26 protein-coding genes are annotated in these 25924 nt (G+C 56.7%); 6 read left to right on the top strand and 20 right to left on the bottom strand.

The genetic code is table 11. The features are described 5' to 3' along the window. The first annotated feature begins 10 nt into the window (after positions 1 to 10). Together DFO52_RS13860 and DFO52_RS13855 are read left to right on the top strand one after the other, a co-directional pair. The gene (locus DFO52_RS13860) at positions 11 to 1213 is read left to right on the top strand and encodes an MFS transporter (protein WP_133550577.1); all 1203 of its coding nucleotides are present in this window, start codon (positions 11 to 13) and stop codon (positions 1211 to 1213) included. Further along, positions 1210 to 1590 (top strand): DUF4440 domain-containing protein, encoded by a 381-nt coding sequence (locus DFO52_RS13855; protein ID WP_133550576.1) that lies wholly within the window; start codon positions 1210 to 1212, stop codon positions 1588 to 1590. The genes DFO52_RS13860 and DFO52_RS13855 overlap by 4 nt, the downstream gene beginning before the upstream one ends. Positions 1591 to 1642: 52 nt before the next feature. Here the strand turns inward: DFO52_RS13855 and rpoS are convergent, their stop codons facing one another. From rpoS to cysG, 13 genes are all read right to left on the bottom strand, one after another. Further along, positions 1643 to 2635 carry an RNA polymerase sigma factor RpoS gene (gene rpoS, locus DFO52_RS13850; protein ID WP_008499600.1) on the bottom strand — a complete coding sequence of 331 codons (993 nt, stop codon included), beginning with the start codon at positions 2633 to 2635 and terminating at the stop codon, positions 1643 to 1645. A gap of 59 nt (positions 2636 to 2694) precedes the next feature. Further along, positions 2695 to 3819: a murein hydrolase activator NlpD gene (gene nlpD / locus DFO52_RS13845; protein WP_029741538.1), complete on the bottom strand. Its 1125-nt coding sequence runs from the start codon at positions 3817 to 3819 to the stop codon at positions 2695 to 2697. Positions 3820 to 3935: 116 nt separating this feature from the next. Beyond that, a complete protein-coding gene (locus DFO52_RS13840; protein ID WP_023333224.1) occupies positions 3936 to 4562 on the bottom strand; it encodes a protein-L-isoaspartate(D-aspartate) O-methyltransferase in 627 nt (208 codons plus the stop codon). Then, the gene (gene surE, locus DFO52_RS13835) at positions 4556 to 5317 is read right to left on the bottom strand and encodes a 5'/3'-nucleotidase SurE (RefSeq protein WP_023308990.1); all 762 of its coding nucleotides are present in this window, start codon (positions 5315 to 5317) and stop codon (positions 4556 to 4558) included. The genes DFO52_RS13840 and surE overlap by 7 nt, the downstream gene beginning before the upstream one ends. Further along, positions 5298 to 6347 carry a tRNA pseudouridine(13) synthase TruD gene (truD, locus tag DFO52_RS13830; protein ID WP_133550575.1) on the bottom strand — a complete coding sequence of 350 codons (1050 nt, stop codon included), beginning with the start codon at positions 6345 to 6347 and terminating at the stop codon, positions 5298 to 5300. Before truD ends, surE begins: the two co-directional genes overlap by 20 nt. Then, positions 6344 to 6823 carry a 2-C-methyl-D-erythritol 2,4-cyclodiphosphate synthase gene (ispF, locus tag DFO52_RS13825; RefSeq protein ID WP_133550574.1) on the bottom strand — a complete coding sequence of 160 codons (480 nt, stop codon included), beginning with the start codon at positions 6821 to 6823 and terminating at the stop codon, positions 6344 to 6346. The genes truD and ispF overlap by 4 nt, the downstream gene beginning before the upstream one ends. Then, entirely contained in the window at positions 6823 to 7533 is a 711-nt protein-coding gene (gene ispD, locus DFO52_RS13820) for a 2-C-methyl-D-erythritol 4-phosphate cytidylyltransferase (RefSeq protein WP_133550573.1), read from the bottom strand. Before ispD ends, ispF begins: the two co-directional genes overlap by 1 nt. Positions 7534 to 7552: 19 nt before the next feature. Beyond that, positions 7553 to 7864, bottom strand: coding sequence for a cell division protein FtsB (gene ftsB / locus DFO52_RS13815; RefSeq protein ID WP_008499609.1), 312 nt, complete (start codon positions 7862 to 7864; stop codon positions 7553 to 7555). A 166-nt stretch (positions 7865 to 8030) separates the two neighbouring features. Further along, the gene (locus DFO52_RS13805) at positions 8031 to 8357 is read right to left on the bottom strand and encodes a DUF3561 family protein (RefSeq protein ID WP_008499610.1); all 327 of its coding nucleotides are present in this window, start codon (positions 8355 to 8357) and stop codon (positions 8031 to 8033) included. Positions 8358 to 8415: 58 nt separating this feature from the next. Further along, positions 8416 to 9021 carry an adenylyl-sulfate kinase gene (gene cysC, locus DFO52_RS13800; protein ID WP_010434543.1) on the bottom strand — a complete coding sequence of 202 codons (606 nt, stop codon included), beginning with the start codon at positions 9019 to 9021 and terminating at the stop codon, positions 8416 to 8418. After that, entirely contained in the window at positions 9021 to 10445 is a 1425-nt protein-coding gene (gene cysN, locus DFO52_RS13795; RefSeq protein WP_023308996.1) for a sulfate adenylyltransferase subunit CysN, read from the bottom strand. Before cysN ends, cysC begins: the two co-directional genes overlap by 1 nt. Positions 10446 to 10454: 9 nt before the next feature. Next, positions 10455 to 11363 carry a sulfate adenylyltransferase subunit CysD gene (gene cysD / locus DFO52_RS13790; RefSeq protein ID WP_010434549.1) on the bottom strand — a complete coding sequence of 303 codons (909 nt, stop codon included), beginning with the start codon at positions 11361 to 11363 and terminating at the stop codon, positions 10455 to 10457. A gap of 9 nt (positions 11364 to 11372) precedes the next feature. Beyond that, on the bottom strand, positions 11373 to 12722 hold the full coding sequence (gene cysG / locus DFO52_RS13785) for a siroheme synthase CysG (protein WP_166642365.1): 1350 nt from the start codon (positions 12720 to 12722) through the stop codon (positions 11373 to 11375). 246 nt (positions 12723 to 12968) lie between these two features. Here cysG and DFO52_RS13780 point away from each other — a divergent pair, with 246 nt between their 5' ends. Further along, positions 12969 to 14012, top strand: a complete 1044-nt coding sequence (locus DFO52_RS13780) for an aminopeptidase (RefSeq protein ID WP_047646260.1) — start codon at positions 12969 to 12971, stop codon at positions 14010 to 14012. 71 nt (positions 14013 to 14083) lie between these two features. On the opposite strand, the gene cysH is transcribed toward DFO52_RS13780, so the two are convergent. Genes cysH through cysJ form a run of 3 tightly spaced genes read right to left on the bottom strand, consistent with a single transcriptional unit; the run spans position 14084 to position 18351 of the window. Next, entirely contained in the window at positions 14084 to 14818 is a 735-nt protein-coding gene (gene cysH, locus DFO52_RS13775; RefSeq protein ID WP_023308999.1) for a phosphoadenosine phosphosulfate reductase, read from the bottom strand. Between the two features lie 15 nt (positions 14819 to 14833). Further along, on the bottom strand, positions 14834 to 16546 hold the full coding sequence (cysI, locus tag DFO52_RS13770) for an assimilatory sulfite reductase (NADPH) hemoprotein subunit (protein ID WP_029741545.1): 1713 nt from the start codon (positions 16544 to 16546) through the stop codon (positions 14834 to 14836). Next, complete coding sequence (gene cysJ / locus DFO52_RS13765; RefSeq protein ID WP_133550572.1) at positions 16546 to 18351, bottom strand: NADPH-dependent assimilatory sulfite reductase flavoprotein subunit; 1806 nt, start codon at positions 18349 to 18351, stop codon at positions 16546 to 16548. The genes cysI and cysJ overlap by 1 nt, the downstream gene beginning before the upstream one ends. 306 nt (positions 18352 to 18657) lie before the next feature. Between cysJ and queD the strand changes: the two genes are divergently transcribed. Beyond that, positions 18658 to 19020 (top strand): 6-carboxytetrahydropterin synthase QueD, encoded by a 363-nt coding sequence (queD, locus tag DFO52_RS13760; RefSeq protein ID WP_133550571.1) that lies wholly within the window; start codon positions 18658 to 18660, stop codon positions 19018 to 19020. Between the two features lie 85 nt (positions 19021 to 19105). On the opposite strand, the gene queE is transcribed toward queD, so the two are convergent. From queE to DFO52_RS13745, 3 genes are read right to left on the bottom strand one after another with little or no spacing between them, the layout of a single operon-like run. Continuing rightward, on the bottom strand, positions 19106 to 19777 hold the full coding sequence (gene queE / locus DFO52_RS13755; protein ID WP_023333236.1) for a 7-carboxy-7-deazaguanine synthase QueE: 672 nt from the start codon (positions 19775 to 19777) through the stop codon (positions 19106 to 19108). Positions 19778 to 19831: 54 nt separating this feature from the next. Beyond that, positions 19832 to 20539: an N-acetylmannosamine-6-phosphate 2-epimerase gene (locus DFO52_RS13750; RefSeq protein WP_133550570.1), complete on the bottom strand. Its 708-nt coding sequence runs from the start codon at positions 20537 to 20539 to the stop codon at positions 19832 to 19834. Further along, the gene (locus tag DFO52_RS13745; RefSeq protein WP_133550569.1) at positions 20539 to 22098 is read right to left on the bottom strand and encodes a PTS transporter subunit EIIC; all 1560 of its coding nucleotides are present in this window, start codon (positions 22096 to 22098) and stop codon (positions 20539 to 20541) included. The genes DFO52_RS13750 and DFO52_RS13745 overlap by 1 nt, the downstream gene beginning before the upstream one ends. 166 nt (positions 22099 to 22264) lie before the next feature. Here DFO52_RS13745 and DFO52_RS13740 point away from each other — a divergent pair, with 166 nt between their 5' ends. Together DFO52_RS13740 and DFO52_RS13735 are read left to right on the top strand one after the other, a co-directional pair. Further along, on the top strand, positions 22265 to 23089 hold the full coding sequence (locus tag DFO52_RS13740; protein WP_045404171.1) for a MurR/RpiR family transcriptional regulator: 825 nt from the start codon (positions 22265 to 22267) through the stop codon (positions 23087 to 23089). A 358-nt stretch (positions 23090 to 23447) separates the two neighbouring features. Beyond that, positions 23448 to 24557: an SDR family oxidoreductase gene (locus tag DFO52_RS13735; RefSeq protein ID WP_121932258.1), complete on the top strand. Its 1110-nt coding sequence runs from the start codon at positions 23448 to 23450 to the stop codon at positions 24555 to 24557. Positions 24558 to 24610: 53 nt separating this feature from the next. Here the strand turns inward: DFO52_RS13735 and eno are convergent, their stop codons facing one another. Beyond that, positions 24611 to 25909, bottom strand: a complete 1299-nt coding sequence (eno, locus tag DFO52_RS13730; protein WP_023309012.1) for a phosphopyruvate hydratase — start codon at positions 25907 to 25909, stop codon at positions 24611 to 24613. Between the last annotated feature and the right edge of the window lie 15 nt (positions 25910 to 25924).

Genomic DNA, 25924 nt, shown 5'->3' with positions numbered 1-25924 from the left:
AGGATCCACCATGACGTATCGCAGCAAAGTCGCCGCTGTTTATCTGCTGGGCTTTTTTCTTGATTTGATCAATATGTTCATTGCCAGCGTCGCGTTCCCGGCAATGGCTCACGCCTTTAACACCACGCCTTCAGCCCTTGCCTGGGTCAGTAACGGGTACATTGCCGGCCTGACGCTGGTGATCCCGTTCAGCAGCGTGCTCGCACGCCGCATCGGGCCAAAGCGCGTCATCCTGCTCTCGCTTTTTCTGTTCAGCGCAGCCTCCGCAGCGGCGGGCCTGTCTGCAACGCTTGAAAGTCTGATCGCCTGGCGAGTACTCCAGGGCGTGGGAGGAGGCTTACTGATCCCCGTCGGACAGGCGCTGACCTGGCAACAGTTTAAGCCTCACGAGCGTGCCCGACTCTCCTCGGCGGTGATGCTGGTCGCGCTGCTTGCCCCGGCCTGCTCCCCTGCTATCGGAGGCCTGCTGGTGCAGACGCTAAGCTGGCGATGGATATTTTTCGCCACGCTACCGGTCGCTGTCGTGACCTTTATTTTGGCCTGCCTGTGGCTTAAACACGAGATGCCCGCGATGAAAGCGGCCAGACTGCTAAACCTGTCGTTGCTCGCGGACCCGCTTTTGCGTTTTTCCATGCTTGTCTATATCTGCGTACCCGGCATGTTTATTGGAGTGAACGTCACGGGCATGTTTTATCTTCAGCACGTGGCGAACATGAGCCCAGCCGCAACGGGGATGCTCATGCTGCCGTGGTCCATGGCATCGTTTATCGCCATCACGGCAACGGGACGCTATTTTAACCGTATCGGCCCCCGACCGCTGATCGTCATCGGCTGCCTGCTGCAGGCGACGGGTATTCTGCTTTTGATTAACGTCAGTTCGGCTACGCTGCTGCCTGCCGTTGCGTTTACCTTAATGGGCGCGGGGGGAAGCCTGTGCAGCAGTACGGCTCAGAGCAGCGCTTTTCTGACGACGCGCCGGGAAGAGATGCCGGATGCCAGCGCGCTGTGGAATCTTAATCGTCAGCTGAGCTTTTTTGCCGGTGCCCTGCTGCTGGCGCAGGCGCTGAACCTGGCGCAGGCCTGGCTGACACCGCTGGTCGCATGGCACGGGATGTTTATTTTTGCCGCAGGCATGACCCTGCTGCCTGTACCGTACGTTTTTCGTCTTAACAATACGCAGGTGCTCACCCAGCTGCGACAGGAGAATTCATGACGCCTTTCGAACACGACATTATCGACCTCCACATTGCGCTTGAAGACTGGTTAGGCAAAGGTGAAGGTGATTCCGACGCTCTGCTCGCCCGCTTCAGCCCAGATTTTCTGATGATCCCACCGGGAGGCGTTCAGATCGACTATATCGGTCTTGCCAGTTTTCTGGAAAACCAGCGCGGAAGCCGTTCAGGACTGAAGATCGTCATTGACGAATTATCCACGATCCAGCGCTGGGATCGTGGCGCGGTTCTCCACTACCGGGAGACGCAAACCCGGCCGGACCTGCCCGTCAACGTACGCTGGTCAACCGCGGTGCTCAGTCACGAGGGCGACAAAATAACGTGGCGTCTGCTGCACGAAACGGCGGCACAGTCGTAATACAAAAGAAAAAGGCCCGTCTCACGACGGGCCTTTTTTGACGAAAGGTTGCTTATTCGCGGAACAGCGCTTCGATGTTCAGACCTTGCCCCTGCAGGATTTCACGCAGGCGGCGCAGACCTTCAACCTGAATCTGACGAACACGTTCGCGAGTCAGGCCAATTTCACGGCCAACGTCTTCCAGTGTCGCAGCTTCATACCCCAGTAAACCGAAACGACGTGCCAGCACTTCACGCTGTTTGGCGTTCAGCTCGAACAGCCATTTGACGATGCTCTGTTTCATGTCATCGTCCTGCGTGGTGTCTTCCGGGCCGTTGTCTTTTTCATCGGCCAGAATGTCCAGCAGCGCTTTTTCGGAGTCGCCACCCAGCGGGGTGTCAACAGAGGTAATGCGCTCGTTGAGACGCAGCATACGGCTAACGTCATCAACCGGTTTATCGAGTTGCTCGGCAATCTCTTCTGCGCTTGGCTCGTGGTCCAGTTTATGGGACAACTCGCGCGCGGTGCGCAGATAAACGTTCAACTCTTTGACGATGTGAATCGGCAGGCGGATCGTACGGGTCTGGTTCATAATAGCCCGTTCGATGGTCTGACGAATCCACCAGGTCGCGTAGGTTGAGAAACGGAACCCGCGTTCCGGGTCAAACTTCTCAACTGCGCGGATGAGACCTAAGTTGCCCTCTTCAATCAGATCCAGCAGAGCCAGACCACGATTGCCGTAACGGCGGGCAATTTTCACGACCAGTCGCAGGTTACTTTCAATCATGCGACGACGCGAGGCCACATCACCACGCAAAGCACGACGTGCGAAATAGACTTCTTCTTCGGCCGTTAGCAGTGGGGAGTAACCAATCTCCCCAAGGTAAAGCTGAGTCGCGTCCAGTACACGCTGTGTGGCGCCCTGCGATAACAGCTCTTCTTCAGCCAAATCGTTATCACTGGGTTCCTCTTCTACTAAGGCTTTTTCGTCAAAAGCCTCTACTCCGTTCTCATCAAATTCCGCGTCTTCATTTAAATCATGAACTTTCAGCGTATTCTGACTCATAAGGTGGCTCCTACCCGTGATCCCTGAACGAGACACCCTGGCTGGCATGCCCCGTCAAATTATCGCTGCGGCAAATACTGCAGCGGGTTTACGGATTTCCCCTTGTAACGAATTTCAAAATGCAAGCGTGTAGAACTGGTTCCGGTGCTACCCATGGTAGCGATTTTTTGCCCCGCCTTAACTTCTTGTTGTTCCCGGACCAGCATTGTGTCGTTATGGGCGTAGGCACTCAGGTAATCATCGTTATGTTTGATGATAATAAGATTACCGTAACCGCGCAGAGCGTTACCGGCATACACAACGCGCCCGTCTGCGGTCGCGATGATAGCCTGTCCTTTACTCCCTGCGATATCGATCCCTTTATTTCCCCCCTCGGAGGAAGAGAAGTTCTCGATAACCTTGCCGTCAGTTGGCCAGCGCCATGCAGAGATTGGCGAACTGGAGGTCATACTGCTGGCAGTCGGTTCAGTAGAGCTAACCACAGGTGCCGTTACCGGTGCTGTGACAACAGTCGCAGTCCCTTTATTATTCGGCAACATTTTGTTAGCAGTCTGATCACCTGAATCCTCAGAATACGTAATTACAGGTTGTGAAGCAACCACCGTGGTGGATTTTTGTGCAGGCTTAACGCTGTTATTTTGAGCCGTCACATCGGCCGCTGAAACGGTGTTGCCAGGCGTAAGCGGCGTGCCCGTCGCGTTGCCCACCTGGAGCGTTTGCCCGACTTCCAGACCGTATGGGGCCTGGACGTTATTGCGCTGCGCGAGGTCACGGAAATCGTTCCCGGTGATCCACGCAATGTAGAACAGCGTATCGCCGCGTTTCACGGTATAGGTGCTGCCACCGGTATAGCTGCCTTTCGGAATGTTCCCATACTGACGGTTATAGACTATGCGGCCATTTTGGGTCTGAACAGGCTGTTCCACTGGCTGAATCTGTGTCGGCTGCGTCATTGGACGCTGAACCGGCTGGATTGGCGGATTTTGTTGCGCCGTAGAGGTGCCCATTTTAGGCGGAGGTGTGATCAACATTCCGCTGGACGTGTTACCCGAGCCGCTGTTTCCGCCGACAGAACTGACGGGTGCAGGCGCGTTGTTAGAACTTGTACAGCCTGCCAGCCAGAGCGAAACCAGTGATAATGCCGCAACACGGCTGATGGTGAATTTAGGGCTTCCCGCGCTCATTTATCCCCCAGGAATGTGTTAACTACCAGTGACTTAAAATTTACCGTGATGGCACGAATCTTTCGCGCCACACCATACGCTGAATTTGCCTTAATAACCCTGGATAATTCCGAGTCTCAGGCCAACTCCCCCTTTACCAGAGGCACAAAGCGCACGGCTTCCACGGTGTCGATAATAAACTCGCCGCCGCGTCGACGAACGCGCTTCAAAAGCTGCTGCTCGTCCCCGACGGGCAGAACAAGAATGCCCCCCTCATCCAGCTGCGACAACAGGGCCGCAGGAATTTCAGGCGGGGCCGCCGTCACGATGATCGCGTCAAACGGCGCGCGCGCCTTCCAACCCTGCCATCCATCACCGTGTCGTGTCGAAACATTATGTAAATCAAGTTGTTTCAGGCGACGACGCGCCTGCCACTGTAAACCTTTAATCCGCTCAACGGAGCATACATGATGAACCAGATGCGCCAGGATCGCGGTTTGATACCCCGACCCGGTGCCAATCTCCAGCACGCGGGAGTCGGGCGTCAGCTCCAGCAGCTCCGTCATGCGCGCCACCATGTAAGGCTGCGAAATCGTCTGACCCTGCCCGATGGGCAGCGCCACGTTTTCCCACGCTTTGTGTTCAAACGCCTCGTCTACAAATTTCTCACGCGGAACCTGAGCAAGCGCTTCAAGCACGTGCTCGTCGCGGATCCCCTGCGCGCGGAGTTGTTCCAGAAGAGTTTGTACACGTTTGTTTACCATTGCGCGTTCACTCCTGCGCGATCCAGCCAGCCCGACACCACATCATGCGCGCTATACGCGGTTAAATCTACGTGCAGCGGGGTAACCGAAACATAGCCTTCATCTACGGCGGCAAAGTCGGTATCCGGACCCGCATCGCACTTATCGCCGGGAGGGCCAATCCAGTAAAGCGTGTTGCCGCGAGGATCCTGCTGCGGGATCACCTGATCGGCAGGATGTCGGCTTCCGCAACGGGTGACGCGAATGCCTTTAATTTCGTCGAGGGGAAGATCCGGCACGTTGATGTTGAGGATGCGTCCGGTACGCAACGGCTCGCGGCCGAGCGCCCGCAGGATCGAACAGGTCACCGCGGCGGCGGTGTCGTAGTGCGTGTGGCCGTTTAACGAGACCGCCAGCGCCGGGAACCCCAGATGGCGCCCTTCCATTGCGGCCGCCACGGTGCCAGAGTAAATCACGTCATCGCCAAGGTTAGGACCGGCGTTAATGCCGGAAACAACAATATCCGGACGCGGCCGCATCAGCGCGTTCACGCCCAGAAAAACGCAGTCGGTTGGCGTCCCCATCTGCACGGCAATATCGCCATTTTCAAAGGTAAAGGTGCGAAGCGACGACTCCAGCGTCAGAGAGTTAGACGCTCCACTGCGGTTACGATCGGGCGCCACGACCTGCACGTCCGCAAATTCGCGGAGGTGTTTCGCCAGGGTCTGAATGCCTGGCGCGTGGATTCCGTCATCGTTACTCAGCAATATTCGCATAATCACCCGAGGTGTTGATAAGTTCCCTGACAACACTGGTGGCAAAGCTACCTGCCGGTAGCCAGAAGCGTAACTCGACGGTTACGTCATCCCACCAGTTCCAGCTTAACTGCTGCGGATAGAGCAGCATCGCGCGGCGTGCCGCTTCGACTTTTTCCCGCACCAGCAATGATTGCAATTCTGGCGCATCCGCTACGGCTGACTGCTCGGCGGCCAGCGCGTCGCCCTGTGTTCCCCAGTCGCCCGTACCGGGCAGCGCGGCGGTAATCATCAGCGCTTTTGCGTCCACGCGCGACTGCACATCGGCCATTTCTTCGGCCGTTGCCACAAACCAGCTTCCGCGTCCCGCTAATTGTAGCGCATCGCCAACAACAACTTGATTCGCGTCCGGTTTTTTCAGCCTTTCGCTCACAATCTGATTAAACAACGCGCTGCGGGCCGCCGACAACCAAAAACTGCGTTTATTCCTGTCACGCACCGGTGCATCGCTTTGTGCCCAGCGCAGCGCACCCTGCAGGTTGCTGCCGCCAATGCCAAAGCGCTGCGCGCCAAAGTAGTTCGGTACGCCCAGCTCTTGAATCGCGCTCAGACGCTTCTCAACGTCATCGCGATCGGTCACTTCACGCAGCACCAGCGTAAAGTCGTTCCCCTTCAGTGCCCCCAGACGCAGCTTGCGCTTGTGGCGGGCGAACTCCAGTACCTTACAGCCTTCAAGCTCAAATTTGCTTAAATCAGGCATCGTATTGCCGGGAACGCGCGCGCAGAGCCACTGTTCAGTGACGGCGTGTTTATCTTTCTGCCCGGCAAAGCTCACTTCGCGGGCATGAATTTTGAGGAATTTTGCCAGCGCATCGGCCACAAAGCGGGTATTGCAGCCATTTTTCAGAATACGCACCAGGATATGTTCGCCTTCGCCATCCGGCTCAAAGCCCAGATCCTCCACCACGAGGAAATCTTCCGCGCTGGCTTTCAGCACCCCGTTCCCCTGCGGTTTACCGTGCAGGTATGTCAGGTTGTCGAAGTCCGTCATTTGCTCGCCTTCAGCAGCAGCGCTACGGCTTCACAGGCAATCCCTTCGCCACGCCCGGTAAAGCCCAGCTTCTCGGTCGTCGTCGCTTTGACGTTCACGTCGTCCATATGGCAGCCCAGATCTTCTGCAATAAACACGCGCATCTGCGGAATGTGCGGCAGCATTTTCGGGGCCTGGGCAATAATCGTCACGTCGACGTTGCCGAGGGTGTAGCCTTTCGACTGAATGCGGCGCCACGCTTCGCGCAGCAGCTCGCGGCTGTCCGCCCCTTTAAATGCCGGGTCGGTGTCCGGGAACAGCTTGCCGATATCCCCCAGCGCGGCAGCGCCCAACAGCGCGTCGGTCAGCGCATGCAGTGCCACGTCGCCATCAGAATGCGCCAGCAGTCCTTTTTCATAAGGAATGCGCACGCCGCCAATGATAATTGGGCCTTCTCCGCCAAAGGCGTGTACATCAAAACCGTGTCCAATTCGCATTATGCCTTCTCCTGATGGGTCGAACGGGTAAGATAAAATTCCGCAAGCTGTAAATCTTCCGGACGCGTCACTTTGATATTATCAGCACGTCCTTCAACAAGCTCAGGGTGGAAACCGCAATATTCCAGCGCAGAGGCTTCGTCCGTGATGGTCGCACCTTCTTTAAGCGCACGCGTTAAGCAGTCGTGGAGTAATTCGCGGGGGAAAAATTGTGGCGTCAGCGCGTGCCATAAATCGACGCGATCGACGGTGTGGGCGATAGCCTGTTTGCCCGGCTCGGCGCGCTTCATGGTGTCGCGCACCGGCGCGGCCAGAATCCCGCCAACCTTGCTTGTTTCGCTCAGGGCCAGCAGGCGCGCAAGGTCGTCCTGATGCAGACACGGACGCGCCGCGTCATGCACCAGCACCCACGGCGCGTTTCCGGCGGCCTGAATGCCCGCCAGCACGGAATCGGCGCGCTCGGCGCCACCGTCAACGACGGTAATCTGTGGATGATTTGCCAGCGGCAGCTGCGCGAAGCGCGCATCGCCAGGGCTGATAGCGATAATCACACGCTTCACCCGCGGGTGCGCCAGCAGCGCCGCCACGGCGTGCTCGAGGATCGTTTTATCGCCAATAGAGAGGTACTGCTTGGGACATTCTGTATGCATGCGCCGGCCAAAACCTGCGGCCGGCACCACGGCGCATACGTCCGAAAAAGTTACTGCCATGTCGTAATCCTGGGCCTGATTATCGATTGTTTTGTGCTGAGCCCTGATTGCGTTTAGACGCATCCGGAACCAGACGATAAAAGGTTTCGCCCGGCTTAGTCATACTGAGTTCATTGCGTGCGCGTTCCTCAATCGCCTCTTGCCCGCCATTGAGGTCATCAATTTCAGCAAAGAGTTGATCGTTTCGCGCCTTAAGTTTGGCGTTTGTTGCCTGCTGAGCCGCGACGTCATCGCTCACCCGGCTATAGTCGTGCAGTCCGTTCTTACCGAACCACAGCGAATATTGCAGCCAGATTAGCAAAGCCAGCAACAGCAGCGTTAGTTTACCCATCCTGCCCCCTGAAAAACGGCATCATCATCCCAAGACTTCCCCAGAGCACTACGCCGGGGTAACAGAGATGCCGCAACATCGCGGGCAAATGTACCACATTTTTTCCGCAGAATCGTCCTGCACAATATCGTTACACAGTTGGTTACGGTTTGAATTATGGCTGAAGTTAGCCCATGAGCCACAAAAATAACAGACCAAACATCAGAACCACCGTCACAATCGTGACCACGGTGCTGTAGAGGAGCTTACCGTTGAGCAGAGAGTGCAGCGCAATGCCGACAACAACCGCCACGGGCATCAACGCCAGAAAGAAAGGCCAGGTGTAGAGAAAGAAGAACAGCGTGTTGCCGCCGTAGATGAGAAACGGGATGCCAAGCGCCAGCAGCCATGAGACGAAGCCAATGATGGCCCCAGGAAATGACCAGGTCGTTTCGTCGTCGGTCGCTAGCGGCTCCGACCCGGTGGTGGTGATGTAATGTTCACTGTTGCGCATAGCTAATCCTGTGACCGTGACTCATCGTTCGGGAAGACAGCTCCCGAACGATACCGCCTCAGGATCTGATAATATCGTCCCGTCTGAGCAGGTCTAATAATTGGCTTACTAAATTTGTTACCAATTGTTGACCTTCCAGGTGAATTTCAGGCGATTCAGGCGCTTCGTATACCGCGTCAATTCCGGTGAAGTTGCGCAGTTCTCCGGCACGCGCTTTCTTGTACAGCCCTTTCGGGTCGCGCGCTTCGCAAATCTCCAGCGGCGTATCGACAAACACCTCGATAAAGCGATCCTGGCCCACGCGTTCGCGCACCATCTGGCGCTCGGCGCGGTGCGGAGAAATAAACGCCGTCAGCACCACCAGCCCGGCGTCAGCCATCAGGCTGGCGACTTCGCCCACCCGGCGGATGTTTTCTTTGCGATCATCGTCGCTAAACCCTAAATCGCTGCACAGGCCGTGACGCACGTTGTCGCCATCCAGCAGGTACGTACTTACGCCCTGCTGATGCAACGCCTCTTCCAGCGCGCCCGCCACCGTTGATTTACCCGAGCCGGACAGCCCGGTAAACCACAGCACAACCCCACGGTGACCGTGGAGCTGTTCGCGCTGGGCGACGGTCACCGGATGAGGATGCCAGACGACGTTCTCATCATGGGCGGCCATTACTTGCCTCCCAGCAGATCGCGTGCGCCCCAGTGCGGGAAGTGTTTACGCACCAGCGCGTTCAGTTCCAGCTCGAAGGCGCTGAATTCAGACGTCGCGGCAGCCTGTTTAATCGGTTCGCGAACCATACCGGCCCCGACGGTAACGTTGGTCAGCCTGTCGATAAAGATAAGACCTCCCGTGACCGGGTTCTGCTGATACGGATCCAGCACCAGCGGTTCGTCGAAGGTCAGATCGACCAGACCAATGCCGTTCAGCGGCAGCTCGGTGACGTCACGCTGGGTGAGGTTGTTGATATCCACCTGGAACTGAATACCGTCCACGCGGGCGCGGGTTTTCTTGCCGGCAATTTTGATGTCATAGCTCTGGCCAGCGGTCAGCGGCTGTTCGGCCATCCAGACCACGTCCACGGAAGCCCCCTGCACTGCCGCCAGCGTTTCCTGCGCGTCGACCAGCAGGTCGCCGCGGCTGATATCAATTTCGTCTTTCAGCACCAGCGTTACGGCTTCACCGGCGCCCGCTTCCTGCAGGTCACCGTCGAAGGTGACGATGCGGGCGATGGTCGATTCCACGCCGGATGGCAGCACCTTGACGCGCTGACCTACCTTCACGGAACCTGACGCGAGGGTGCCTGAGAAGCCGCGGAAATCGAGGTTTGGACGGTTCACGTACTGCACCGGGAAGCGCATCGGCTGGGTATCGACCACGCGCTGAATTTCAACGGTTTCCAGCACCTCCAGAAGAGTCGGACCGCTGTACCACGGCATGTTCGCGCTCTGGGAGGCGACGTTATCCCCTTCCAGCGCCGAGAGCGGTACAAAGCGAATATCCAGGTTGCCCGGCAGCTGTTCGGCAAAGGTCAGGTAGCTCTGGCGGATCTCCTCGAACTTCTCTTCGCTGAAGTTCACCAGATCCATCTTGTTGACCGCCACCACCAGGTGTTTGATCCCCAGCAGCGTCGAGATAAAGCTGTGACGACGGGTCTGATCCAGCACGCCCTTTCGCGCGTCCATCAGCAGGATCGCCAGGTCGCAGGTGGACGCGCCGGTCGCCATGTTACGGGTGTACTGCTCGTGCCCCGGGGTGTCGGCGATAATAAATTTGCGCTTCTCGGTAGAGAAGTAGCGGTAGGCCACGTCGATGGTAATGCCCTGCTCGCGCTCCGCCTGCAGGCCGTCCACCAGCAGGGCCAGGTCGAGTTTTTCACCCTGGGTGCCGTGACGTTTACTGTCGTTATGCAGGGAAGAGAGCTGATCTTCATAAATCTGGCGCGTATCGTGCAGCAGGCGGCCAATCAGGGTACTTTTCCCGTCATCCACGCTGCCGCAGGTCAGAAAACGCAGCAGGCTTTTGTGTTGTTGCGCGTGCAGATACGCTTCCACGCCGCCTTCGTTGGCAATTTGTTGAGCAATAGTGGTGTTCATGGCGGCTCCTTAGAAATAACCCTGACGTTTCTTCAGCTCCATGGAGCCTGCCTGGTCGCGGTCAATCACGCGCCCCTGTCGCTCGCTGGTGGTGGACACCAGCATCTCTTCGATGATCTCCGGCAGCGTCTGCGCGCTGGATTCCACCGCGCCGGTCAGCGGCCAGCAGCCGAGGGTACGGAAGCGCACCATCTGTTGTTTGATCACTTCGCCCGGCTGCAGGTCGATGCGATCGTCGTCGATCATCATCAGCATGCCGTCGCGCTCCAGCACCGGGCGCTCGGCGGCCAGATACAGCGGAACGATTTCGATGTTTTCCAGATAGATGTACTGCCAGATGTCCAGCTCGGTCCAGTTGGAGAGCGGGAAGACGCGAATGCTTTCGCCTTTGTTGATCTGGCCGTTGTAGTTGTGCCACAGCTCAGGGCGCTGGTTTTTTGGGTCCCAGCGGTGGAAGCGGTCGCGGAAGGAGTAGATACGCTCTTTGGCGCGGGATTTCTCCTCGTCACGGCGCGCGCCGCCGAAGGCCGCGTCAAAACCGTATTTGTTCAGCGCCTGCTTCAGCCCTTCGGTTTTCATAATATCGGTGTGCTTGGCGCTGCCGTGCACGAACGGGTTGATGCCCATCGCCACCCCTTCCGGGTTTTTATGCACCAGCAGCTCGCAGCCGTAGGCCTTCGCGGTACGGTCGCGGAACTCGTACATTTCGCGGAATTTCCAGCCGGTATCCACGTGCAGCAGCGGGAACGGCAGCGTGCCCGGATAAAACGCTTTACGCGCCAGATGCAGCATGACGCTGGAATCTTTACCGATGGAGTACATCATCACCGGGTTAGAAAACTCGGCGGCCACTTCGCGGATGATATGGATACTCTCCGCTTCGAGCTGCCGCAGGTGTGTAAGACGTTTTTGGTCCATAACCGTTCCTTAAGCCAAATTTACGACAGAAGAACCAAAGCCTTCTGTATCGGTTGTGTGTTGGAACCAGGCGAGCGTGCTGTGCAGCTGCACCACTTCACCCACCACGATCAGGGCGGGCATCGGGGCGTCTTTCGCCAGGGTTGCAAGATGTTCCAGCGTGCCCGTCGCAACGTGCTGATCGACGCGCGTGCCGCGAGAAATGACGGCAACGGGCGTCGTCGCCTCGCGACCGTGCTGAATAAGCTGTTCGCTGATATCCGCCGCCTTCATCGTGCCCATGTAGATCGCCAGCGTCTGGCGGCTCTGGGCGAGATGCGACCAGTCGAACGGCGTGCTGTCGGCCTTGTAGTGGCCAGTCACAAAGGTCACGCTCTGGGCGTAATCGCGGTGGGTGAGCGGGATACCGGCGTAGGCCGTTACCGCAGAGGCCGCCGTAATGCCGGGCACCACCTGGAACGGTACGCCCGCTTCCGCTGCCGCCTGCAGCTCTTCGCCGCCGCGGCCGAAGATAAACGGATCGCCCCCTTTCAGGCGCACCACGGTTTTACCCGCTTTGGCGGCGTCAACGAGCATCTGGTTGGTGTCGTGCTGTGGCACCGAGTGCTCGCCAGCCCGTTTGCCGACGCAGATTTGCTCCGCGTCGCGACGGATCAGCTCGCGCACGCCGTCGGTGACCAGATGGTCGTAGAACACCACGTCAGCGTCCTGCAGTACCTGCAGGCCGCGAAGCGTCAGAAGCCCGGCATCGCCCGGCCCTGCCCCCACCAGAATGATCTCCCCGCCCGTGCTGCCGGGGTTATCCAGTTCGTCCTCGAGGATTTTCTGCGCCGCCGTCTCATTGCCGGCATGCATCAGGCTGGCAAAGCGGCCGCGAAACACGCGTTCCCAGAAGCGACGGCGTTCCGTCACGCTGGTCAGGCGCGTTTTCAGGTGGTTGCGCCAGAAGCTGGCTTTTTCCGCCATGCGCCCGAGGCTGGTCGGCAGCAGCGCTTCGATTTTTTCACGCAGCACGCGCGCCAGCACCGGTGCGGTACCGCCGGAGGAGATCGCCACCAGCAGCGGCGAACGGTCAACGATCGACGGGAAGATAAACGAGCATAGCGGCTGGTCGTCCACCACGTTCACCAGGCGGTAACGGGCCTGAGCTGCGTCGGAAATTCGCCGGTTCAGGTCGCGATCTTCGGTCGCAGCAATTACCAGCACGACGCTGTCGATTTGGGATTCGTCAAAATCCGCTTCTGCCACTACCCGCACCTGCGCCCCTGCGCGCTGCAAAAACGCGATTTTGCGATCGGCAATTTCACCCGTGCCAACAACCAGCACCGGCTTCTCTTTTATCGCAGCAAATAAGGGCAGATAGTCCACAAGCAACAACTCACTAACAACGAGGAATAAAGGGACTATAGGGGGCGGCTTAGACCGAATGAAATTACGAATTGGAATGAGTAGTTACTCAATGGAATAACGCCGTGAAAAAGCTAATACCAAAAAGTGCTTAACACGCGAAATATCGGGCATTTAAGAGCAATTCAAATTGTGTATGGGCGATCACAGTTTCATACTAGGCGGGTTAATATTTTGCTCTGTTTTTAAGGACTCACTATGTTTTCCGCAACGCGCCACCGTATTGCTGCCCTGGCGCTCGGCGTTTGCTTTATTCTTCCTGCCCAGGCAAAAAACCAACCTTATGGTGAAATCGCCACTATGCAGGCGCGGCATATTGCCACCGTCTTCCCTGGCCGCATGACCGGCTCGCCTGCGGAGATGCTCTCCGCGGACTATCTTCGCCAGCAGTTTGCCGGGATGGGCTACCAGAGCGACATCCGGTCGTTTCACAGCCGCTACGTTTATACCTCCAGAAATAAAACGAAAAACTGGCATAACGTGACCGGCAGTACGGTTATCGCGGCGCATGAAGGTAGCGCGGCTGAACAAATCATTATTATGGCGCACCTCGATACCTACGCCCCGATGAGCGATGCCGATACGGATAACAACCTCGGCGGGCTGACGCTGCAGGGCATGGACGACAACGCGGCAGGCCTGGGCGTGATGCTCGAACTGGCCGAGCGGATGAAAGATATACCAACCCAGTATGGCATTCGTTTCGTGGCCACCAGCGGTGAAGAAGAGGGCAAACTCGGGGCTGAGAATCTCCTTAAACGCATGAGCGCTGAGGAGAAGAAAAATACGCTGCTGGTGATCAACCTCGATAACCTGATCGTCGGCGATAAGCTTTATTTCAACAGCGGGCAGAGTACGCCGGGTACCGTGCGGAAACTGACGCGCGACCGGGCGCTGGCGATTGCCCGCAGCCATGGCGTTTATGCCACCAGCAACCCCGGCGGTAACCCGGATTATCCGCGAGGAACGGGCTGCTGCAACGATGGGGAAGTGTTCGATAAGGCGGGCATTCCGGTGCTGTACGTGGAAGCAACAAACTGGGCACTGGGCAAAAAAGATGGCTATCAGCAGCGGGCTAAATCGAAAGCCTTCCCGGACGGGACAAGCTGGCACAACGTGATGCTGGATAATCAGCAGCACATTGACAGCGCGCTGCCGCAGCGGATTGAGCACCGCAGTCGTGATGTGGTGAAGGTGATGCTGCCGCTGGTGAAGGAGCTGGCGAAAGCGGGGAAAGCCTGAGGTTTTTAAGCATAGCGCGGCCTGATACCCTCACCCCAACCCTCTCCCACCGGGAGAGGGAGGATAAAGGATCACCCTTCGTGTAGCCCGCACTCGCGCTTCAGCCCAAAGAATCGCGTCTCTTCTTCCGCCATTCCCGGTTCCCATTTGCGCGTGGTGTGGGTGTCGCCCACCGACAGATAGCCCTGGTCCCACAGCGGATGGTACTTCAGCCCGTGCTTTTGCAGGTACTGATACACCGTCCGGTTATCCCAGTCGATAATCGGCAGCACTTTAAACACCCCGCGCTGGACCGCCAGCACCGGCAAGGTTGCACGGCTGCCGGACTGTTCGCGGCGTAGCCCCGCAAACCACGTCTGCGCATTGAGCTCTTTCAGCGCCCGGTTCATCGGCTCAACTTTGTTGATCTCATTGTATTTCTCAATGCCCTCAACGCCCTGCTCCCACAGCTTACCGTAGCGCGCCTCCTGCCAGGCCGCGCTTTCCGTCGCGCGGTACACTTTGAGGTTCAGCTTGAGCTTGTCCGTCAGCTCGTCAATAAACTGGTAGGTTTCCGGGAACAGGTAGCCGGTATCGGTGAGGATCACCGGAATGTCCGGACGGATCTGATTCACCAGATGCAGGCTGACCGCCGCCTGAATACCAAAGCTCGACGACAGCACATAGTCTCCCGGCAGGTTTTCCAGCGCCCACGCCACGCGCCCTTCGGCGTCCAGCTTTTCAAGGTGGGCATTGGTTTCTGCCAGCGCCAGAATGCGTTCGACTTTTGGCAGGTCATTAAGGGCGTTTAGATCGAGTACGGACATAGTTACCTCTCGTGGTTACTCCCAGAAATCCCTTGCGGGATCGAGCACCGGGCGAATGATGCCCGCACGCACCGTAAAGTCGCCGAAGCCTTCACCCGCTTCGCGCTCTTTCGCCCAGCGCCCGACAAGCTCGTCGATGGAATCAAGAATTTCCGGTTCCGTAATATTTTCACGGTACATACGCGGAATGCGCGTCCCCATACGGTTACCGCCAAGGTGCACGTTGTAACGACCCGGCGCTTTACCTACCAGACCCAGCTCGGCCAGCATCGCGCGACCGCAGCCGTTCGGGCAGCCGGTAACGCGCATAACAATATGCTCGTCCGGAATACCGTGTTTTTCCAGAATCGCCTCCACTTTGTCAGTGAATGACGGCAGGAAACGTTCCGCTTCGGCCATCGCCAGCGGGCAGGTCGGGAACGACACGCAGGCCATCGAGTTTTCACGCTGCGGTTTGACCGCATCCATCAACCCGTGATCGCGCGCCAGCTTCTCGATCTTCGCCTTCTGGCTCTCCGGCACGCCGGCAATAATGAGATTCTGGTTAGCGGTAATGCGGAACTCGCCTTTATGGATCTTAGCAATTTCCAGCAGACCGGTTTTCAGCGGACGGCCAGGATAATCCAGAATACGGCCGTTTTCGATAAACAGCGTCAGGTGCCATTTATTATCGATACCTTTCACCCAGCCGATGCGATCGCCGCGACCGGTGAATTCGTAAGGGCGGATCGGCTCAAATTTGATGCCTGCGCGACGCTCCACTTCCTCTTTGAACGTCTCAACGCCCACGCGCTCCAGGGTGTATTTGGTTTTCGCGTTTTTACGGTCAGTGCGGTTGCCCCAGTCGCGCTGGGTGGTCACTACCGCTTCCGCCACGGCCAGCGTGTGCTCCAGCGGCAGGAAGCCGAACTCGCTCGCGGTGCGGGCGTAGGTTTTCTTGTTACCGTGCTCAATGGACAGGCCGCCGCCCACCAGCAGGTTAAAGCCAATCAGCTTGCCGTTTTCGGCAATCGCCACGAAGTTCATGTCGTTGGCGTGCAGGTCGATATCGTTCTGCGGCGGGATCACGACAGTAGTTTTAAACTTGCGCGGCAGATAGGTCTGGCCAAGGATCGGTTCCTCGTCCGTGGTCGCGACTTTTTCCTGATCGAGCCAAATCTCCGCATAGGCACGGGTGCGCGGCAGCAGGTGCTCAGAGATCTTCTTCGCCCACTCGTACGCTTCGGCGTGCAGCTCGGACTCATACGGGTTCGAGGTGCAAAGCACGTTACGGTTCATGTCGTTGGCGGTCGCCAGCGCGTCCAGCCCGACCGAGTGCAGCATCTGATGCACCGGCTTCACGTTCTTCTTCAGAATGCCGTGGAACTGGAAGGTCTGACGGTTGGTCAGGCGGATGCTGCCGTAAATCGTGTTTTCACCCGCGAACTTGTCGATCGCCTGCCACTGTTTGGTGGTGATCACCCCGCCCGGCAGACGGCAGCGCAGCAGCATCGCGTGACGCGGCTCCAGCTTCTGTTCGGCACGCTCGGCGCGGATGTCGCGATCGTCCTGCTGGTACATACCGTGGAAGCGGATCAGCAGGAAGTTGTCGCCTTTGAAGCCGCCGGTGAGACCGTCATTCAGATCTTCAGCAATGGTGCCGCGCAGATAGTTGCTTTCCAGCTTCATGCGCTCGGCGTCTGTCAGTTTACCTTCGACCACCAGTGGCCCTGGATGTTTTTCGCTCATTAGTAGACATCTCGCTGATAACGGCGCTCAACGCGCAGCTCACTTAAAAATTCATCCGCCGTTTCGGCATCCATACCGCCGAATTCGGCAATCACTTCCAGCAGTGCCTGCTCAACGTCTTTCGCCATGCGATTGGCGTCGCCGCAGACATAAATGTGGGCACCGTCATTGATCCAGCGCCACAGCTCTGCGCCCTGTTCGCGCAGTTTGTCTTGTACGTATACTTTTTCTTTCTGGTCGCGGGACCAGGCCAGATCGATGCGGGTCAGTACGCCTTCTTTAACATAGCGCTGCCATTCAACCTGGTAGAGGAAATCTTCAGTAAAGTGCGGGTTGCCGAAGAAGAGCCAGTTTTTACCCGGCGCTTCATCTGCCGCGCGCTGCTGCATAAAGGCGCGGAACGGCGCAATGCCGGTGCCTGGGCCAATCATGATGACCGGCGTTTCCGGGTTCGCAGGCAGGCGGAAGTTGTCGTTGTGCTCGATAAAGACGCGCACTTCGCCCTCTTCTTCCACGCGATCTGCCAGGAAGCTTGATGCCCCACCCGCACGGGCGCGGCCTTCAATGTCGTAGCGCACCACGCCGACGGTAACATGCACTTCACTCTCCACTTCGGCCTGCGAAGAGGCGATGGAGTACAGGCGCGGGGTCAGCGGACGCAGCAGGCCGATCAGCGCATCGGCATCCAGCTGAGCCGGAGAGAAACGCACCATATCGACAATTGGCGTCGTCGCGGCGTAATGCTGCAGCTTCGCTTTGTCGCCCACCAGCGGCAGCAGGGATTCGCTGCGCGTTAAGGTGGCATAATTTTCGACGATATTAGGGGTATTCACCGTCAGTTCGAAATGCCACTGCAGCGCCTCTGAAAGCGGCTGGGTTTTGCCGTCAACGGTGACGGGCTCGTCACCCTTCAGCCACAGCAGCTCAACCAGCTCTTTCACCAGCGCCGGATCGTTCTGATACCAGATACCCAGCGCATCGCCCGGCTGATAGCGCAGGCCAGAGTCGCCGAGATCGATTTCGATATGGCGCACGTCTTTTTCCGAATCGCGGCCGGTAATTTTCTGGTTCACCGACAGGCTCGCCGTCAGCGGCGCCTCTTTAGTGTACGGGCTGGTGTGAATGTCGTTGACGGCACCCGTCGCGGTGAAGGCGGCCTGCGCCGACGTCTCTTTCGGCACGCGCGCTTTCAACACCTCAACGATGCGGGCACGCCATTCGGCGGCGGCGGTCTGGTATTCGACATCCGCGTCAACGCGGTCCAGCAGGCGCTCCGCGCCCAGCTCCGCCAGCTTGCTGTCGAAGTCTTTACCGGACTGGCAGAAGAATTCATACGAGGTATCGCCAAGGCCAAATACGGCAAACGCCGTGCCATCCAGCTTCGGCGCTTTTTTCGAGAACAGGAACTTATGCAGGGCCACCGCTTCTTCAGCAGGTTCACCTTCACCCTGCGTAGAGGCGACCACCACCAGCAGTTTTTCTGACGCGATTTGCTTAAATTTATAATCGCCGGCGTTGACCAGGTTCACGTTCAGTTTGGCGGCCAGCAGGTCGTCACGCAGCGCTTCGGCCACGCGGCGCGCATTGCCCGTCTGCGAGGCGGAAATCAGGGTAATGGCCGGAATTTCAACGGCCGTTGCCGGTACACCCGCCACAGCGCCAGGCTGCTGATTGAGCATTCCCCAGAAATAACCGGAGACCCAGGCAAGCTGAGTGGGAGAAAAATCAGAGGTGGCAGCCTGAAGGCGCGCCAGTTGCTCCGGATTAAGGGGAAGCAAATTTGAAGGTGGGGCCTGTGTTGTCATGCGTCGTTATGTTCCAGTAGCCAAGCGGACTTTAAGCGAATAAATCCAAACTGAAGATAAGGTTAACGGCGAGGATAATAACAATTAAAGAAGGGATGGAAATAATAAATAACCAAATGGACTAACCTGTTTTAGTTGTCATACTTAACGATAAAACCGATTAATTAACTCTCTGAAAATTATCGATAAAAACAATAAAAAACGCCTGTTAACGAGACGCCTGGCTTCAGAGCCGTTTTAGTTAATGCTAAAAATTGTGCTTTCCGGTACTATGCGGCGGTTTTTTCCGCATTACTGAGAGCGATCATGTCCACCACACTGTTTAAAGATTTCACCTTCGAAGCCGCCCACCACCTTCCGCATGTCCCAGAAGGGCATAAATGCGGCCGTCTGCACGGGCATTCGTTCATGGTGCGTCTTGAGATCACCGGTGAAGTTGATCCGCATACCGGTTGGATCATGGATTTTGCCGAGCTGAAGGCGGCGTTTAAGCCGACCTACGATCGTCTGGATCATTACTATCTGAATGATATCCCGGGCCTTGAGAACCCGACCAGCGAAGTGCTGGCAAAATGGATTTGGGATCAGATTAAGCCGCTGGTGCCGCTGCTGAGCGCGGTGATGATCAAAGAGACCTGTACCGCTGGCTGTATCTATCGCGGGGAGTGATGCTTGCCGGGTGGCGCTGACGCTTACCCGGCCTACAAGAGCCTCGAACCGTAGGCCCGGTAAGCGCTAGCGCCACCGGGCTTTTTTATGCAATATTCAGGTACTTATGCGTCTGCATCGACAGGCGCCAGTTGCGCGCAATACAGGTTTCAATGCACAGGCGCGTCGCGTCGTCTTTCTGGCTGATCGGCTGTAGCGCAATGACGCGCTGCTTTTCATCCGTCAGCGTGGCCAGCAGTTCATCCAGCGCTTCGATATCACGCACGCGCCCTACCGGGTGCTTAATCTCATCCGCGCGTTCCAGCGCCTGAGACAGCACGTCATACCCGCCGCGCATATTCACTTTTGGCGATACCGTCACCCAGGTCGTGTGTGAACAGCGAACTTCATGGGTGCCGCTGGTTTCAATCTGGCAGCTGTAGCCGTTCTTTTCGAGCAGCTCGGTCAGCGGCGTCAGATCGTGGATGCAGGGTTCACCGCCGGTGATCACCACGTGGCGCGCCGTCCAGCCCTGACGACCAATAATGGCCAGCAGATCTTCTGAACTGCCCGCGCCCCACTTATCGCTCTCTTTGGTTTTCGCCAGTATGCTAAACAGCGACACTTCCCGATCTGCGAGCTTATCCCACGTATGTTTGGTATCACACCAGGCACAGCCAACCGGGCATCCCTGTAAACGAATGAAAATAGCGGGAACGCCGGTAAAGTAACCCTCGCCTTGCAGGGTCTGGAACATCTCGTTAATCGGGTACTGCATAGTCATCTCAGTAAAGGGGATAAACGATAAGTATCGCAGATCCCCGCCGGATGGTCATGCTCCATCGGTGCTTTGCGCGCCAATCGCCGCCATAAAACGCTCGGTAATTTGCTGTGGACGGGTGATCGCGCCGCCGACGACCACCGTATGCGCGCCCAGCGCCAGGCATCTGGCCGCGCGTTCCGGCGTATCCACGTTGCCTTCGGCAACCACGGGAACCGTCACGGCGGCCAGCACGGCCTTCAGGAACGCGCAGTCATTTTCCGGAAGCGAATGGCCCGCCGTTTCCGCCGTATAGCCGTAAAGCGTGGTGCCGACGCAGTTAAAGCCAAGCGCCTGCGCCGTCACGGCTTCGCCCACGGTGGAAATATCCGCCATCAGCAGTACCGAGGGGTAGCGCGAGCGGATGCGCGCGACCAGCGTTTCCAGGGATTCTCCACCGGGACGCTCGCGCGCCGTCGCATCAAGCGCAATGATTTCCGGAGAGGCGGCCATGAGCTCATCCACCTCTTTCATCGTGGCGGTGATAAACACCTCGCTTTCCGGGTAATCCCGTTTGATGATGCCGATAACAGGCAAAGAGACCTGCTGCTTAATGGCCTCGATATCCACCACGCTGTTGGCACGAATGGCAGCGGCTCCGCCCTGCGCCGCCGCCAGCGCCATCCGCGACATAATAAACGGGCTGTGCAGCGGTTCATTCTCCAGCGCCTGACAGGAGACGACCAGCTTTCCCTTCAGGTTATCCAGTACAGTTTTCATTACGATAAGATCTCTTCCACTTCGTTTTTGATAATCGTGACGTGCGGGCCATAAATGACCTGAACACCGTTACCGCGCACGATAACGCCGCGCGCGCCGGTGGCTTTCAGCGCCGCATCATTCACTTTGCTGCCGTCCTTCACCGTGACGCGAAGCCGCGTGGCGCAGCAGTCCACCTCTTCCAGATTCTCTTTTCCGCCTAATCCCGCGATCACTGCAACGGCGCGCTCGCTCTGCGAGAAGGTCACTTCACTGGCCATCGCCTCCTTTTCCCGACCCGGCGTGGCAAAATCGAAACGGTTAATCAGATAGCGGAAGGTGAAGTAGTAAAGGAAGAACCACGGCACGCCCACCAGCGGAACGAACATCCAGTTGGTTTTGGCCTCCCCCTGCAAAATGCCGAACAGCACGAAGTCGATAAAACCGCCGGAGAAGGTTTGCCCGATGGTGATATGCAGCATGTGCGCGAGCATGAACGCCAGCCCGTCAAACAGCGCATGAATGACGTAAAGCACCGGCGCAATAAACAGGAAGGAGAACTCGATAGGCTCGGTAATCCCGGTCAGGAACGAGGTTAACGCCGCAGAGAGCAGCAGCCCGGCAACGCGCTTTTTGTTCTCCGGTTTTGCCGTGTGGTACATCGCCAGACACGCGCCGAGCAGGCCAAACATCATCGTAATAAAGCGCCCGGACATGAAGCGCGACGTGCCCTCATAGAAATGCTGCGTGTTCGGGTCGGCCAGCTGGGCGAAGAAGATCCGCTGTGTGCCCTCGACGAGGTGACCGTTAACAATCTCACTGCCGCCGAGCGCGGTAGTCCAGAACGGCAGATAGAAGATGTGGTGCAAACCAAACGGGCCCAGCATGCGTAAAATGAAGCCGTACAGCAGGGTGCCCAGATAGCCGGTGGCATCCACCAGTCCGCCAAGACCAAAAATCAGTTTCTGGAAATGCGGCCAGATCACGGTCATGAGCGCGCCGACAAGTATCGCCGCCAGCGAGCTGATTATGGGAACAAAGCGCGAGCCGCCAAAGAACCCGAGGAACTGCGGAAGCGCAATTTTATTAAACCGATGATGGAGCGTGCAGGTCACCAGACCAATCACCACGCCGCCAAACACGCCGGTTTCCAGCGTCTGGATCCCCAGCGTTATGCCCTGCCCCACAGCGCCCGGGTTCTCGTGCGCCAGTTTGCCGGTGAGGATCAGCAGCGCGTTGATGGTGGCATTCATTACCAGAAACGCGAGCAGCGCCGCCAGCCCAGCCGTGCCCTTATCGCTTTTTGCCAACCCGACGGCAACCCCAACCGCAAACAGCACCGAGAGGTTTGCAAACACGATTGAACCGGCGCTGCTCATGATGGTGAAAATGGCCTGAAGCCAGCCCACGTCTAAAAACGGATAAGCCGCCAGCGTATTGGGATTCGATAACGCGCCGCCTATCCCCAGCAGCAGACCCGCCGCGGGCAGCACGGCGATGGGCAACATAAAGGATTTACCAAAGCGCTGCGCTTTTTCAAACCATCCCCCCGAAGAAGCGCCACTGAACATTTGCATCATTTTTTTCATCTCCCCATTAAGCGATGAAAATTTTTACCATACAAATTACATGCAGTGAAAATTATCATCAAAAACCAGGAAGCCGATCATACTTTTTTAAAATGACTGGCATCTTTCCCCTCCTTTCCGCCACACTAGTCGCAGCGAAACACATTAAGGACGTGGCATGTCGGACCATGAAAATCTGCTGCTGAAGCTCCGCCAGGAGGCTTCCGGGTACAGCCCAACGCAACAAAAACTCGGCGAGTTTGTCCTCAGCGATCCTGGCCGGGTGCTCTACCTGACGATCACTGAACTGGCGCGCGAGAGCCACACCAGCGAGGCAAGCGTCACGCGCCTTTGCCGGACGCTGGGCTGCAAGGGCTATAACGAATTTAAAATGGCGCTTGCGCTGGATATTCAGCAGGGCCAGCCCGCGCGTCAGGCGGGGGATGAGATTGATAACGTCGTGGATGAGTCGGTTCAGGCTTTGCAGGATACCGCCAGACTCCTCGACCGCACGCTGCTTGAAAAAGCGGCGCTGGCGCTGCATCAGGCGCAATCCGTGCAGATTTATGGCGTTGCGGCCAGCGCGATCCTCGGGGAGTATCTGCATTACAAGCTGCTGCGGCTGGGCAAACCCGCACAGCTGTTTAGCGATATGCACCGCGCGGCCATGAATGCGACAACGCTTTCGAAAGATACGCTGGTCGTGGCCATCTCCAGCTCGGGTTCAACGCGGGATTTACTCCACGTGGTGAAGCTTGCCCGCAAGCGCGGCGTTAAGGTTCTTGCGCTCAGCAATACGCCCCGCAGCCCGCTGGCCTCTCTAAGCGACATGCAGCTGGTTGCCGCCAAACCAGAAGGCCCTCTAAGTGCAGGCGCGCTCAATGCTAAGGTTGGAGTCATGCTGCTGGTCGAGCTGTTGACCACGTCCATGATTGCGCTGGATGGTCATTACGGCGACGTTAGTCAACAAACCGCCAGCGCCACGCTTCCCCTTTTGCTCTGAAAATAATTCGCAGGCTAAATAAATCGGCCTGCGACTTATGTTGTCTGATTTGAGTTAAGTGGTATTTAAAACATTTATTCGATAAATGTTTGGTGTAACAAATTATTATATTTATTACATTTTGAATTACGTTTACCATTCGGTTCTGACTCCATAAAAATGTTTAAATTCAACAAGTTAAAATTTAAATTTTAATAGAGTGAATTTTTACCCTTGCGATAATGTCCAATATCTCCACCGGATTTCCTTTCCTTAAAATAAGCTTAAGACGCCATTGATTTCGGCGTTTTATTATTTAAATGCCGTTTACTTTTGCACGCCTACAATCCGCCTCATCAATCATAATGAGACGGTATTAATGAAGATGTTATTGATTACAGGCGTGACCGGATTTCTGGGCGGTGCAGTTCTTGAAAAAATCCTGACCAGCGATCAACCCGCAAAACTCCTTTTGCTTGCGCGCGCCAGCGATCCGCAGAGCGGGCTGGAACGCGTGCTGGAGAACATGCGCAAGTTCAACGTTCCCGAGGACAAACTGGCCTCCCTGAAGGTGGATAATATCCTGATTGGCGACCTTAGCCAGCCTGAAGCCTTTCTCAACGATCCTCGTCTGGATCGGGTCACGCACGTGGTTAACTGTGCGGCCGTCGCCTCATTTGGTAATAACCCGCTGATCTGGAAGGTCAACGTTGAAGGTACGCTCGCGCTGGCGCGCCGTATGGAGCAGGTCGCAGGACTGCAGCGTTTCCTCCACGTCGGCACAGCAATGTCATGCACGCCGGAGCAGGATTCACTGGTCGCCGAAAGCGCTGAATTCAGAGAGAATGCAGAACACCTGGTGGAATACACGTTTTCGAAGTCAACCATCGAACAGCTGATGCGCCAGGAGTGTCCGAACCTGCCGCTGCTCATCGCCCGTCCGTCCATCGTCGTCGGCCATACCCGTCACGGCTGCACGCCGTCGAGCAGCATTTTCTGGGTCTTTAGCATGGGCCTGATGCTGCAGAAGTTTATGTGCTCAATGGAAGACAGGATCGACGTTGTTCCGGTGGATTATTGCGCCGACGCGATGTTAATGCTGCTCAACAGCAATGCTCGTCCGGGAGAAGTGGTACATATTTCTGCGGGAGAAGAGAACAGCGTTCGCTTTGCGGATATCGATCAGGCAATGGCGCAGGCGCTGGAGAAAGCCCCCGTCGGGGATAAATATGCGCAGGTCAGCTACGAAACGCTGGTCAGAATGCGCCGCGAGCTGAAACATATTTTTGGCCCGTGCAACGAACGTCTGATGCTGAAAGCCATGCGTTTATACGGTGCGTTTGCCACGCTTAACGTGCGCTTCAGCAACGATAAGCTGCTGAGCATGGGGATGCCGAAGCCACCCCGGTTTACGGATTACATCGCCCGCTGCGTGCAAACCACACAGGGGCTGACCATTCCGGAGCAAATGGCGGTCGATTTTAAATAGCCAAAAAAAATGCCAGTCATTCGACTGGCATTTTCATTTTAAGGCTTAAGCAATTATGCCTGGCCTTTGATCTCTTTCAGACCGTTGTATGGTGCTTTTTCGCCCAGCGCTTCTTCGATACGAATCAGCTGGTTGTATTTAGCAACACGGTCAGAACGGCTCATAGAACCGGTTTTGATCTGGCCTGCAGCGGTACCCACAGCCAGGTCGGCAATGGTAGCGTCTTCAGTTTCGCCAGAACGGTGAGAGATAACAGCGGTGTAGCCAGCGTCTTTCGCCATTTTGATCGCAGCCAGAGTTTCGGTCAGAGAACCGATCTGGTTGAATTTGATCAGGATGGAGTTAACGATGCCTTTCTCGATGCCTTCTTTCAGGATCTTGGTGTTGGTTACGAACAGGTCGTCACCAACCAGCTGGATTTTGTCGCCCAGTACTTTAGTCTGGTATGCGAAGCCAGCCCAGTCAGACTCGTCCAGACCGTCTTCGATAGACACGATTGGGTACTGTTTGGTCAGGTCTTCCAGGAAGTGAGTGAACTCTTCGGAGGTGAACGCTTTGTTGCCTTCGCCAGCCAGAACGTATTTACCGTCTTTGTAGAATTCAGATGCTGCACAGTCCATCGCCAGGGTGATGTCTTTGCCCAGCTCGTAGCCAGCAGCTTTTACTGCTTCTGCGATAACAGCCAGTGCTTCTGCGTTAGAACCCAGGTTTGGCGCATAGCCACCTTCGTCACCCACAGCAGTGTTCATACCTTTAGCTTTCAGAACTTTAGCCAGGTTGTGGAACACTTCAGAACCCATACGTACCGCTTCTTTCAGGGATTTCGCGCCAACTGGCTGAATCATGAATTCCTGAATATCAACGTTGTTGTCTGCGTGCTCACCACCGTTGATGATGTTCATCATTGGTACAGGCATGGAGTATTTGCCTGGGGTGCCGTTCAGTTCAGCGATGTGCTCGAACAGTGGCATACCTTTCGCAGCAGCAGCCGCTTTGGCGTTCGCCAGGGAAACTGCCAGGATTGCGTTCGCACCGAAGTTAGATTTGTTTTCAGTACCGTCCAGATCGATCATGATCTTGTCGATGCCAGCCTGGTCTTTGGCGTCTTTGCCAAGGATTGCCTGAGCAATAGGACCGTTTACAGCGCCAACCGCTTTCAGTACGCCTTTGCCCAGGAAGCGGGATTTGTCGCCATCGCGCAGTTCCAGCGCTTCGCGAGAACCAGTAGAAGCGCCTGATGGAGCAGCAGCCATACCAACGAAACCACCTTCCAGGTGAACTTCGGCTTCAACGGTCGGGTTACCACGGGAGTCGATGATTTCACGACCGATGACTTTAACGATTTTGGACATTAGATTTTCCTCAGT

The organism is Enterobacter sp. AG326, from assembly GCF_004362415.1.
Classification (GTDB): domain Bacteria; phylum Pseudomonadota; class Gammaproteobacteria; order Enterobacterales; family Enterobacteriaceae; genus Enterobacter; species Enterobacter asburiae.
This window is presented reverse-complemented; position numbering and strand designations above follow the sequence as displayed.

What these genes read in the sequence shown, in the direction of transcription:
- ispD (WP_133550573.1), bottom strand. Translation starts at nt 7,533, where the DNA reads ATGGCAGTAACTTTTTCGGACGTATGCGCCGTGGTGCCGGCCGCAGGT.
- ftsB (WP_008499609.1), bottom strand. Translation starts at nt 7,864, where the DNA reads ATGGGTAAACTAACGCTGCTGTTGCTGGCTTTGCTAATCTGGCTGCAA.
- DFO52_RS13805 (WP_008499610.1), bottom strand. Translation starts at nt 8,357, where the DNA reads ATGCGCAACAGTGAACATTACATCACCACCACCGGGTCGGAGCCGCTA.
- cysD (WP_010434549.1), bottom strand. Translation starts at nt 11,363, where the DNA reads ATGGACCAAAAACGTCTTACACACCTGCGGCAGCTCGAAGCGGAGAGT.
- DFO52_RS13735 (WP_121932258.1), top strand. Translation starts at nt 23,448, where the DNA reads ATGAAGATGTTATTGATTACAGGCGTGACCGGATTTCTGGGCGGTGCA.
- cysN (WP_023308996.1), bottom strand. Translation starts at nt 10,445, where the DNA reads ATGAACACCACTATTGCTCAACAAATTGCCAACGAAGGCGGCGTGGAA.
- DFO52_RS13745 (WP_133550569.1), bottom strand. Translation starts at nt 22,098, where the DNA reads ATGATGCAAATGTTCAGTGGCGCTTCTTCGGGGGGATGGTTTGAAAAA.
- DFO52_RS13750 (WP_133550570.1), bottom strand. Translation starts at nt 20,539, where the DNA reads ATGAAAACTGTACTGGATAACCTGAAGGGAAAGCTGGTCGTCTCCTGT.
- rpoS (WP_008499600.1), bottom strand. Translation starts at nt 2,635, where the DNA reads ATGAGTCAGAATACGCTGAAAGTTCATGATTTAAATGAAGACGCGGAA.
- surE (WP_023308990.1), bottom strand. Translation starts at nt 5,317, where the DNA reads ATGCGAATATTGCTGAGTAACGATGACGGAATCCACGCGCCAGGCATT.
- queE (WP_023333236.1), bottom strand. Translation starts at nt 19,777, where the DNA reads ATGCAGTACCCGATTAACGAGATGTTCCAGACCCTGCAAGGCGAGGGT.
- DFO52_RS13860 (WP_133550577.1), top strand. Translation starts at nt 11, where the DNA reads ATGACGTATCGCAGCAAAGTCGCCGCTGTTTATCTGCTGGGCTTTTTT.
- DFO52_RS13855 (WP_133550576.1), top strand. Translation starts at nt 1,210, where the DNA reads ATGACGCCTTTCGAACACGACATTATCGACCTCCACATTGCGCTTGAA.
- queD (WP_133550571.1), top strand. Translation starts at nt 18,658, where the DNA reads ATGTCCACCACACTGTTTAAAGATTTCACCTTCGAAGCCGCCCACCAC.
- DFO52_RS13780 (WP_047646260.1), top strand. Translation starts at nt 12,969, where the DNA reads ATGTTTTCCGCAACGCGCCACCGTATTGCTGCCCTGGCGCTCGGCGTT.
- cysI (WP_029741545.1), bottom strand. Translation starts at nt 16,546, where the DNA reads ATGAGCGAAAAACATCCAGGGCCACTGGTGGTCGAAGGTAAACTGACA.
- cysH (WP_023308999.1), bottom strand. Translation starts at nt 14,818, where the DNA reads ATGTCCGTACTCGATCTAAACGCCCTTAATGACCTGCCAAAAGTCGAA.
- DFO52_RS13740 (WP_045404171.1), top strand. Translation starts at nt 22,265, where the DNA reads ATGTCGGACCATGAAAATCTGCTGCTGAAGCTCCGCCAGGAGGCTTCC.
- eno (WP_023309012.1), bottom strand. Translation starts at nt 25,909, where the DNA reads ATGTCCAAAATCGTTAAAGTCATCGGTCGTGAAATCATCGACTCCCGT.
- nlpD (WP_029741538.1), bottom strand. Translation starts at nt 3,819, where the DNA reads ATGAGCGCGGGAAGCCCTAAATTCACCATCAGCCGTGTTGCGGCATTA.
- cysJ (WP_133550572.1), bottom strand. Translation starts at nt 18,351, where the DNA reads ATGACAACACAGGCCCCACCTTCAAATTTGCTTCCCCTTAATCCGGAG.
- DFO52_RS13840 (WP_023333224.1), bottom strand. Translation starts at nt 4,562, where the DNA reads ATGGTAAACAAACGTGTACAAACTCTTCTGGAACAACTCCGCGCGCAG.
- truD (WP_133550575.1), bottom strand. Translation starts at nt 6,347, where the DNA reads ATGACGGACTTCGACAACCTGACATACCTGCACGGTAAACCGCAGGGG.
- ispF (WP_133550574.1), bottom strand. Translation starts at nt 6,823, where the DNA reads ATGCGAATTGGACACGGTTTTGATGTACACGCCTTTGGCGGAGAAGGC.
- cysC (WP_010434543.1), bottom strand. Translation starts at nt 9,021, where the DNA reads ATGGCCGCCCATGATGAGAACGTCGTCTGGCATCCTCATCCGGTGACC.